This is a genomic window from Azospirillum mesophilum (assembly GCF_053470405.2).
In genome coordinates this window covers 1-2,309 of sequence record NZ_JBPXMQ020000099.1, presented here as the reverse complement: position 1 = coordinate 2,309, position 2,309 = coordinate 1, and the positions used below count along the sequence as shown (strand labels likewise).

1 protein-coding gene and 1 pseudogene are annotated in these 2,309 nt (G+C 68.3%); both read left to right on the top strand.

Annotation, left to right across the window (positions count from 1 at the left end; all coding sequences use genetic code 11):
- The first annotated feature begins 263 nt into the window (after positions 1-263).
- Positions 264-1,862 (top strand): ABC transporter substrate-binding protein, encoded by a 1,599-nt coding sequence (locus ACSVC7_RS32540; RefSeq protein ID WP_448208737.1) that lies wholly within the window; start codon positions 264-266, stop codon positions 1,860-1,862.
- Positions 1,863-2,155: 293 nt separating this feature from the next.
- Positions 2,156-2,309, top strand: a pseudogene (locus ACSVC7_RS32535) (NAD(P)(+) transhydrogenase (Re/Si-specific) subunit alpha); the annotation flags it as partial.

Below are 2,309 nucleotides of genomic sequence, written 5' to 3'. Positions count from 1 at the left end.
TCATCGCTCCGACTCTCCGGCTCGGTCCCTGCCGATAGCCTTGTGAATCAACTGACGACTCGCGTCACCCGAAATTCATCCACCTTCTCTGAATCGCCCTGCGGCTCCGGACGGCGGATGCCACAGGCAGCGATATTTGGGCGGGCGAACGGACCGCGACCTTGTGCCGCTGGCGGATGCGGCGCGAACGACACGCCTTCACAAGGAGCGGTTGACTGGGCCATGCTGTGCATCCCTGATGCCGTGCCTGCGGGAGCCTGATGATGCGCCTTGGTCGAACGCTGCCTGTGCTGCGCACCCTGGCGCTCACCATCGCGCTGCTCCTCCTCTGGACTCCGGTCCGGGCGGCGCAGCTGGTCATCGGGCTGGGGTCGGAGGTGACGACGCTCGACCCGCACTTCCACAATCTCTCGCCCAACGGCATCGTCAGCAGCCACATCTTCGACGCGCTGACCCTGCCCGACGAGTACAAGCGGCCCACCCCCGGCCTTGCGATCCACTGGACGGCGGTGGACGACCGCAACTGGGAATTCGTCCTGCGCCGCAACGTCCTGTTCCACGACGGCACGCCCTTCACGGCGGCCGACGCGGCGGCCAGCCTGCGCCGTGCGCTCCACGTCCAGGACAGCCCCTATTCCTACGCGACCATCCTGCGCGCGGTGTCGGACGTGGTGGTGGTGGACGACCACACGCTGCGCATCCGGACCGCCACCCCGGATCCCACGATCCCCGCCGCGGTGGGGCAGGTCGCCGTCATCCCGGCCCGCTTCGCCGAGGCCCGGCGCGAGGATTTCGACGCGGGGCAGACCATGATCGGGACCGGCCCCTTCCGCTTCGTCGCCAGCCGCGGGGTGGCGGAGATCACGCTGGCCGCGAACACCGCCTATTGGGGCGGGCGCCCGCCGTGGGACGATGTGACGCTCCGCGTCATCCCCTCGGCGACGGAGAGGGTGGCGGCGCTGATGGGGGGCTCCGTGCATCTGATCGATCAGGTGCCGCCGTCCGACTTCGTCCGTCTCCACGGCGACCGGGAGATCACGGTGCGCAGCGGCCTGACGGCGCGCCTGATCTATCTCGCCCTGGACAGCGGGCGCGACCGGTCGCCCTTCGTCACCGACCGCAAGGGCAAGCCGCTGGCGCGCAACCCGCTGAAGGATCCGCGCGTGCGCCGGGCCATCTCCAAGGCCATCAACCGGCAGGGCACCGTGGACATGATGCTGGAAGGGCTGGGCTCCCCGGCCGGCCAGCTGCTGCCCGTGGGCTTCTTCGGCGCCAGCCCGCTGCTGACCCCGGACACCTACGATCCGGAAGGGGCGAAGCGCCTGCTGGCGGAGGCCGGCTGGCCGGACGGATTCGCCCTGACCCTGCACGCGCCCAACAACCGCTACACCAACGACGCGGCGGTGGCGCGCACGCTGGGCGTGGCCTTGTCGCGCATCGGCATCGCCACCAAGGTGGAAACCATGCCCGCGACCGACTTCTTCGCGCGCGCGTCCAAGCTGGAGTTCAGCGCCTTCATGTCCGGGATCACCACCGACATCGGGGAGACGACCGACATCCTGACCTCCCTGCTCGCCTCCTACGACGCGGATCGCAACCGGGGCCGAATCAACCGCGCCCGCTATTCCAATCCGACCATCGATTCGCTTCTCGACCGCTCGTCCGTCACGCTCGACCCCAAGGCGCGCGAGTCCCTGCTGCGGCAGGCGTCGGAAATGGCCATGGCGGACGCCGCCGTGCTGCCGCTTTACTTCGAAAGCAAGGTGTGGGCGATGCGCAAGGAGTTCTCCTACACCCCGCGCGCCGACGAATACACACTGGCCGTCGAGGTGGAGCCGACGCGTCCCAGCGCTGCCCATTGAGGCGCGCGTGGCGTGCAGCCGCCCGCATACGGTGCATTCGCGGTTGCGCTCCGTCTGGGGGCAGCGTCTACTCCGAAAGTGGGATGGCGGGGCGTTGAGTATGCGGCGACCCTGTGCCCACGGGGATGAGCGCCCAGCCCGGTGACTTCCGAATTGTTGCGTCGCACCATCGCCGCTGGTAATACCATCGACGGATGATGCCTTCACAAAGCATCATAAATCCGGCATTCATGCACACGGACTAAGCCGGTTGCCCGAAAATCGGCCAGCTCGCGGCAGGGGAGAGAACAACCATGAAAATCGCCATACCCAGGGAGCGGCGCGCGGGCGAGTCCCGCGTTGCAGCGTCTCCGGAGACGGTCAAGAAACTGAAGGCCCTCGGTCTCGACGTGACCGTGGAAAGCGGGGCCGGTCTGGGCTCCAACCTGCCGGACGCGCTGTATGCCG

What these genes read in the sequence shown, in the direction of transcription:
- ACSVC7_RS32540 (WP_448208737.1), top strand. Translation starts at nt 264, where the DNA reads ATGCGCCTTGGTCGAACGCTGCCTGTGCTGCGCACCCTGGCGCTCACC.